Genomic DNA, 7,783 nt, shown 5'->3' on the forward strand with positions numbered 1-7,783 from the left:
TCAAGTTTATTCACAAAGCCTTGTGCCTCTTCTAAGGTCTTAAAATTTCCTACCCTCACCCTGTTGAATTTTTTACTGTTTGTCTCATATAAAGTTATGTAAGCACCGCCATATTCCCTGTTAAGCCTCTCTGCCAATTTCTCTGCGTTCTCTCTAACTGCAAAAGAACCAACCTGCACCGTAAAAACTCCCTTATCAGCCTTAGCTTCAAAATCTCTGCTTCCGTTTATCACCTCAACACCTACCATGCTTGTTCCTGCATCAACCATATCAAGAACTTTGGCTGCACCGTAAGAGAGGTCTATAATCCTTCCATTAACAAATGGACCCCTGTCATTTATCTTTACATCAACTGATTTCCCGTTTTCAAGGTTAGTAACACGCACATTTGTCTGAAGAGGAAGTGTCCTGTGGGCTGCTGTCAATCCATACATATCATAAATTTCACCGCTTGCTGTTGGTCTTCCGTTAAAGTCTTCTCCATACCAGGAAGCAATTCCTTTTTCTCTGTAAACCTGATAAGGGGTTTCAATCCTGTCTCTGGTAACAGCACAGGAACCTGTAAAAAATAAAAAAGCAATTATCAGAATTATTCCTTTTACGGTTTTGTTATTTTTCTTCTTGGAAGCTATGCGCTTATCCCTCATCTGAAAATGTTTTTCTGCATCTATAAATTTTTCTTTCTCAAACCCGGTGAAAACTCTGTAAAACAAAAAATAGCCTTTAAAATAAACAGGATTTCCTATGATATCCAAAACCATGTGAAGAACAATTCCGAGAATCAATCCGTAAAAAACAAAACTTTCTGAATAATAAGCTGTAACAGCTCCTGCAATAAGTATAATTTCATAGGAGTGAAAAAACACATAAGCTTTTTTATATTCAAGGAGGTCGTAAAACTCTACAAAGTTTTTAAAAGTAAATCTCTTTCCTGAAAATCTGAAAAATTCGAGAAAGTGGTCAAGGTCAATCAGAACCCCTCCAATTATAAAACCAACGGCTCCTGCAACAGACTGGAAATATAAATAAAAAAGGAAGCTTATTCCTGAAGAAACATATAGATGAGACTTTGGACTTATTGTTTCACCTGTTGAAAAAGTTTATGCAAATAAAAGGGTCAAGTATTCAAGAAGTGAGAGAGAATTTAAAATAATATTATAAATAATATAATAGCGAAATAAATAAACGACATACTAAAAACTGGAGGCACTTATAAAATATCAAGTGCCTCCAGTAAATTTTCCCGCAAAATTATCTCTTCCTAGATTTTTTTGCCGCTTTTCTCTTTGCAGGTTTTTTCTTCGCTGCTTTCTTTTTTGTTGCCATTCTCTCTCACGCCTCCTTTCAGTTGGATTTACAAAAATAAAATAAAAAGTATTTTTTGTTGTTGGAATATTAACTGAAAAATTTCTCGTCGTCAACAAATTTTTGAAAAATCAAAATGAAGAATTTATTTTATCCGCTTCACATCAGCCTAAAGATGGATTCTCTTGCAAAGGAAAGAAAAGGCGCAGGATATATTCCAATCAAAACAGTCATAATAAGAGAAATAATTATTGCAAAAGCTAATGACCTCGAACTGAAAATCTGAAAATTTTCTTTTGGCTCATCAAGATACATAGCCTTTATCAATAAGAAATAATAATAGGCGGAGATAGCGCTTGTCAGAACTCCAATAACAGCAAGCCAGTAAAGTTTTGCGTGGATGGCAACTGTAAAAATGTAAAACTTCCCGACAAACCCTGCAAGCGGAGGAATTCCCATCAGAGAGAGAAGGAAAATTGCCATTGTTGCCGCAAAAAACGGATTTGTTCTTGCCAGCCCTGTAAAATCAGAAATCTGGTCTCCCCTCTCGCTGTTTTTCCTCATCAGCAGAACCATTCCAAAGGCGCCAAGGTTCATGAATGTATAAACCAGCATATAGAACATAACCATACATACACTCATTTTCCCTGATTCGGTAAAAACAATTCCTGTCTTGTTTATCTCAATAAGCTCCCCCGCTGCAACAAGCCCTATAAGTCCGTAACCGGCGTGCGCTATGCTTGAATAAGCAAGGAGCCGCTTCACATTTGTCTGTGTAACTGCCATAATATTTCCAACAATCATTGTTGCTGCTGAAACAAGCCACAAAAGAATTGACCAGTCATCCTTGAGAGGTATTAGTCCGACTATAAAAACCCTAAGCAGCGCTGCAAAACCCGCAGCCTTAGGACCAACCGACATAAAAGCCGTCACTGAAGTCGGTGCTCCGTCATAAGCATCAGGACACCAGAGATGGAAAGGAACAGCTGCAATCTTGAAAGCAAACCCCGCTATCAGAAGCACAACTGCAAGGACCGTGGTTCTTGAAGTATCTCCTGTCAGGAGAGATTTCTGTATCTCTTCCAAATTGGTAGACCCTGTTTCTCCGTACAAAAGTGAAATGCCATAGAGAAGCACGCCTGATGTGAATGCACCAAGAACAAAATATTTAAGAGCCGCCTCATTTGACTTTAAATCATGTTTTAAAAATCCAACAAGAGCATAAACCGAGAGCGCCATGAGCTCAATCCCAAGATAGACTATCATCAGGTCATTCGCTGCTGCCATAACCATCATACCAAGAATTGAAAAAAGAAGGAGCGCATAATATTCCCCGAGATGAATCTTCTCCAGATTTATATAGGAAATTGAAAGCAGAATTGTAATTAGTCCAATAGCTATGAAAATAATTTTAAAAAAAAGAGCAAAAGGGTCGCAGACAAACATTCCTGAAAAAGTGGTTTCATTAACTCCAATCAGAGGCAGAGAGCTTATCAGGGAAGTCACCAGTCCGATTGCCGTTATCCAGGCAATTATGACTTTTCTGCTCTTTGAAACCACAAGGTCGGCAAGCAGTACAACCAGAGCAAGAACAGTAATAATAAGCTCAGGATAAAGAAGCGAAAGGTTGGGAATAAACTGATATATATCCACAGTCAATTACTCCTGACAGGGATTGAGTTCCTCCCAGAAAATCCCCCTAAATCCCCCTTTAACAAAGGGGGACTAAGGGGAATTGTACCTTTATCAAAAGAAGTATATTGGGTTTTATTCCTATTATCCTTTGTTTCCTTTGTTACTGTCAAAACTGGCAGGTTAGGGTCTCCTGACCCTAACTGTGGCGGAGTCTGGAGACCCCGCTCTATCTTTAGTTTTTGAGTAACTATAGTTGGAACAAAATTGGTTTTCTGCATTACTAAATCTTTTGCCTGAGCCTTGTACTCAGGATTTACCCTTTCAACAAGATGCTCAACAGAGCTTTCCATTATTTTAATGAATGGCTTCGGATAAATTCCTATCCAGAAAACAAAAACTACAAGAGGAACAATAGTCATCACTTCTCTGAAATTCAAATCCCTAAGATTGAAATTTTTGGGGTTCCATAACTTCCCGAAAAATACCCTTTGGTACATCCACAGCAGATACGTAGCCCCGAGTATTATTCCTATGCTTGCAACAGCTGCCCATACCCAGCCCAGATAGGGTGATTTAAAAACACCGACAAGAATCAGAAACTCCCCTATGAATCCATTCATTCCGGGTAATCCCATTGATGAGAGGAAAATAATAAGCGTCAGGGCTGAATATACCGGCATCTTTTCTGCTATCCCCCCGTATTCAGAAATTGTCCTGTCGTGCCTGCGCTCGTATATAAGACCAACAAGTAAAAATAATCCGCCTGTGCTGATACCGTGATTCACCATCTGGAGTATGCTCCCGAGGATTCCCTGCGGGTTTAAGGCAAAAAGACCTATCATGCAGAAGCCAAGGTGACTCACGCTTGAGTATGCTACAAGTTTTTTCATATCCTTCTGCGCAAGCGCCACCATTGCTCCGTAGATTATTCCAATAACAGAAAGAACCCCTACCATAGGAACAAAGTTACGGCTTGCCTCAGGAAACAGAGGAAGGCTGAATCTTACAAAACCGTATGTTCCAAGTTTCAGGAGGACCCCGGCAAGGATAACACTGCCTGCTGTCGGAGCATCAACGTGCGCATCAGGAAGCCATGTATGAAACGGAAACATTGGAACTTTTATTGCAAAGCCTATGAAGAAGGCAAGGAACAGCCAGAACTCCCAGGAGTAAGGGAGAGAATCCTGAAGAATTTTAAATAAATCAAAAGTATATTCATTCGGATTCAGGCTGTGATGGTTGAAAAAGAGAGCAAGAATTCCAAGAAGCAAAAAAAGACTTCCAAAAAGCGTGTAAAGGAAGAACTTTATTGCTGAGTACAGCCTCCTTCCTCCACCCCATACACCTATCAAGAAATACATTGGAACAAGCATCACTTCCCAGAAAACATAGAAAAGGAAAAAATCAAGGGCAAAGAAAACGCCAATCATCCCTGTCTGAAGCAAAAGCAGGAATATGTAATATTCCTTGATTCTCTCGGTGATTGCGGTCCAAGAAGAAAGAATTGCAAGAACACCAAGAATCGTTGTCATCAGAACAAGGAGAATGCTTATCCCGTCAACTCCGAAGAAATAAAGAACCTCAAGGTTCATGGATTTCACCTCAAACCAAGTAAACCTCTCAACAAACTGCATTTTATAAGTATCAGAGTTAAAATAAGGAAGCAGAAAGAAGGATAGAACCATATCTATTACTGCAACGATATTGGCAAAATATTTTATGAATGTCTCTTCCTTTTTTGGAACAAACATCAGCACAATGGCGCCAAGAAGAGGTATAAAAGTAATATAGGTCAGTATGGGAAACCCTATCTGATTGATATAAGAATAGGTATTATCTAAATATTCTGAATAACTCAAATCCATTCATTTACTCCTCAAAAATCTTAGTTCTGGTAAAAGCTGTAGAAACGAGTCTTTACCTGCCTGCCGGCAGGCAGGGACTCGTTAACAACAGACCTAAAGGTCTGTTTCTACAAATTAGATATTATATCTTTAATTTCTATCATTTAATTTCACAGTCTGTCTTATCTGAAAATCAAATAAAGGCTTACAAAAATAAATATTCCTGAAAGCATGATAAAAGCATATGTAGTTACAAACCCTGATTGCAGTTTCTTTCCTGCACGGCTGCTTGCTTTCACAATATATCCAATGCCGTTAACAGCACCATCAACAACATATTCATCCCACAGAAAGGAAAGAAAACTCGAACCAAGCGTGAAACCTGCTACCCCGTTGACAACTCCGTCAACACCCTTTTCATCCCATTTCCAAAGCCTTCTGGAAAAATTCTTGCATGGATTTATGATTATCTTCTCATAAATTTCATCAACATAATATTTATTAAGAAGTAGCTTATAAACAGATGAATATTTATTCTTAAAATTCTCAGCAATATGAGGAGAGATTATATAAAGTTTTTTTGCAAGAAGCATTCCTCCAATTGCTACAAGAACCGAGACTACCATCAGCGTCACTTCAAGACCAAATTTCTCATGCCCTCCGCTGTGAGGGGAATGATGTTCTCCGAAAATTGGAGAAAGAAAATTGTGGAACAGGTTTGCCCCCGGAATAAGAGGAATCCCGATAAACCCTCCAACAAGCGAGAATCCTCCAAGAATAGCAAGGGGTATTGTTATGTTGCTAGGGGATTCATGGAGGTGGTGCATTGCCTCGCGTGAAACACGTGAAGTGCCTCTGAAAACCATATTGACAAGCCGGAACATATAAAAGGAGGTCATGAATGCTGATGTTGCTCCTATGCCCCAGAGTATAAATCTGAGGTTGCCAAGCTGCTCTGCTGTAAAAGCCTTAAAAAGTATTTCATCCTTGCTGAAAAATCCTGCAAAGGGAGGAATACCTGCAATTGCAAGAGTTGCAAAAAGGAATGTCCAGTAGGTTCTTGGCATATGGCTCTTTAAATCTCCCATGTTTCTTATATCCTGCTCTCCGCTCAGGGCGTGAATAATGCTTCCTGAACCAAGGAAAAGACAGGCTTTGAAAAATCCGTGAGTCAGAAGATGAAAAATCCCTGCCCCGTATGCACCGACTCCGCACCCAAGAAACATATACCCGAGCTGGCTCACTGTTGAGTATGCCAGCACTTTCTTTATATCGTTCTGAACAAGCCCTATTGAGGCTGAAAAAATAGCTGTCGCTGCGCCGACAAAAGCCACAACAGCAAGTGAAAAAGGAGCAAGTTCAAAAAGATGATTGCATCTTGCCACCATATAGACACCGGCTGTAACCATTGTAGCAGCGTGGATGAGCGCGCTGACCGGTGTGGGACCTTCCATCGCGTCAGGAAGCCAGACATAGAGTGGTATCTGTGCAGATTTTCCGATTGCACCCACAAAAAGAGAGAGCGTAATAACTGTAACAAAAGTAAATCCGAAAATGGAAGTGGTTTTTAGAAGGAGGTCCTTGTGCTGTTCAATGGAACTGAAAACATCTGTATAGTCAACTGTGCCGAACACATAAAATATTGCCATCACAGCAAGGACAAAACCAAAGTCACCAATCCTGTTAACAATAAAAGCCTTTTTACCGGCATCAGCAGCAGATTTTTTTGTAAAGTAATAACCTATTAACAAATATGAACACAACCCGACTCCTTCCCATCCAACAAACATCAGGAGGAAGTTGTTGCCAAGTATCAGAATGAGCATTGAAAACATGAAAAGATTAAGATAAGTGAAAAAGCGGTAATATCCTTCCTCTCCATGCATATATCCTGTTGAATAGATATGTATGAGCATTCCTACAAATGTCACAAGGAAAAGCATCACACAGGAAAGCGGGTCAATCTGGAAACCAACTTCTGTCTTGAAATCAGAAGCAACTATCCAGTCAAAAAGCGTAAGCTCAAAGATATGGTTATGAGGAGGATTTAAAAAGATAAAATTTGCAATAACCCACAAAGCAACTGCACAGGATAAAATCACTGCACCGCATGCAACTGTATGAATCATCTTTTCTTTTTTTCTGTAACTGGGAATCAGCAACCCCAAAACTCCGTTTATCAGAGATCCAAGCGCAGGAAACAGGGGAACTAAGAATATTAATTCCATCTTCTCTTTTATCCTTTCAATTTTTCTAAACGTGGGGTTAGAAACCCCAGCCTATCGACCTGTCTGCCGACAGGCAGGTAAGCAGGACATTCTTGTCCCGCAAATTTTATCCTTTCAATAAACTATAATCATCAATATTAATGCTGTTCTTGTTTCTGTACATTGAGATAATGATAGCAAGCCCAATGGCTGCCTCAGAAGCAGCTACTGTTATTATCATAATTGCAAAAATCTGGCCTGTTACAGAACCAAAATAATATGAAAAGGCAATAAAGTTAATAGCTGCTGAATTGAGCATTAGCTCAATTGACATCAGGATTAAAATTGCATTCTTTCTTGTAAGAACTCCAACTGCGCCAACAATAAAAAGCACTGCACTTAAATAAAGATACCAATTCAACGGAATCAATTTACTACTCCTATCTTAAATTGATTACACAGATTTTAAAAAGATTACTCAGATTTTTTAATATAATCTGTGCAATCTGAATTTAATCTTTGTAGTCACAATAAATTAAATCTTCCTTTTACTCAGGACAATTGCTCCAATCATTGCAACAAGCAGCACTAATGAAACAAGCTCAAACGGAAAAAGAAATTTTGTATAAAGAACAGTGCCAATCTGCTCTGTATTGCCCATAATGGAAGTCTCTGCTGCCTTTTCGCTGACTCCATGCCTGTAAGTTGCTCCAAGAAAAATCAGAATAAATTCCAAAAACAAAAATATTCCAACAACAGTAGCAACAACCTTGAACTCTTTTGAATGTTTGC

Annotated in this window: 5 protein-coding genes and 2 pseudogenes; all 7 read right to left on the reverse strand. The window is 39.1% G+C overall.

Features of this window, described 5'->3' with window-relative positions; genetic code table 11:
- The 7 genes and pseudogenes from A3H37_06055 to A3H37_06085 all read right to left on the reverse strand — a co-directional run bounded on the left by A3H37_06055 (position 1) and on the right by A3H37_06085 (position 7,783).
- Positions 1–866: pseudogene (locus tag A3H37_06055) on the reverse strand (hypothetical protein).
- 354 nt (positions 867–1,220) lie between these two features.
- Positions 1,221–1,421, reverse strand: coding sequence for a hypothetical protein (locus A3H37_06060; protein OGL50667.1), 201 nt, complete (start codon positions 1,419–1,421; stop codon positions 1,221–1,223).
- 43 nt (positions 1,422–1,464) lie between these two features.
- On the reverse strand, positions 1,465–2,958 hold the full coding sequence (locus A3H37_06065) for a hypothetical protein (GenBank protein OGL50668.1): 1,494 nt from the start codon (positions 2,956–2,958) through the stop codon (positions 1,465–1,467).
- A gap of 2 nt (positions 2,959–2,960) precedes the next feature.
- On the reverse strand, positions 2,961–4,805 hold the full coding sequence (locus tag A3H37_06070; protein ID OGL50669.1) for an NADH dehydrogenase: 1,845 nt from the start codon (positions 4,803–4,805) through the stop codon (positions 2,961–2,963).
- 161 nt (positions 4,806–4,966) lie between these two features.
- Positions 4,967–7,012: an NADH-quinone oxidoreductase subunit L gene (locus A3H37_06075; GenBank protein OGL50670.1), complete on the reverse strand. Its 2,046-nt coding sequence runs from the start codon at positions 7,010–7,012 to the stop codon at positions 4,967–4,969.
- A 106-nt stretch (positions 7,013–7,118) separates the two neighbouring features.
- Positions 7,119–7,421, reverse strand: a complete 303-nt coding sequence (locus A3H37_06080) for an NADH-quinone oxidoreductase subunit K (protein OGL50671.1) — start codon at positions 7,419–7,421, stop codon at positions 7,119–7,121.
- Between the two features lie 105 nt (positions 7,422–7,526).
- Positions 7,527–7,783 (reverse strand): annotated as a pseudogene (locus A3H37_06085) (hypothetical protein).

Source organism: Candidatus Schekmanbacteria bacterium RIFCSPLOWO2_02_FULL_38_14 (assembly GCA_001790855.1).
In the GTDB taxonomy this organism is placed as follows: domain Bacteria; phylum Schekmanbacteria; class GWA2-38-11; order GWA2-38-11; family GWA2-38-11; genus 2-02-FULL-38-14-A.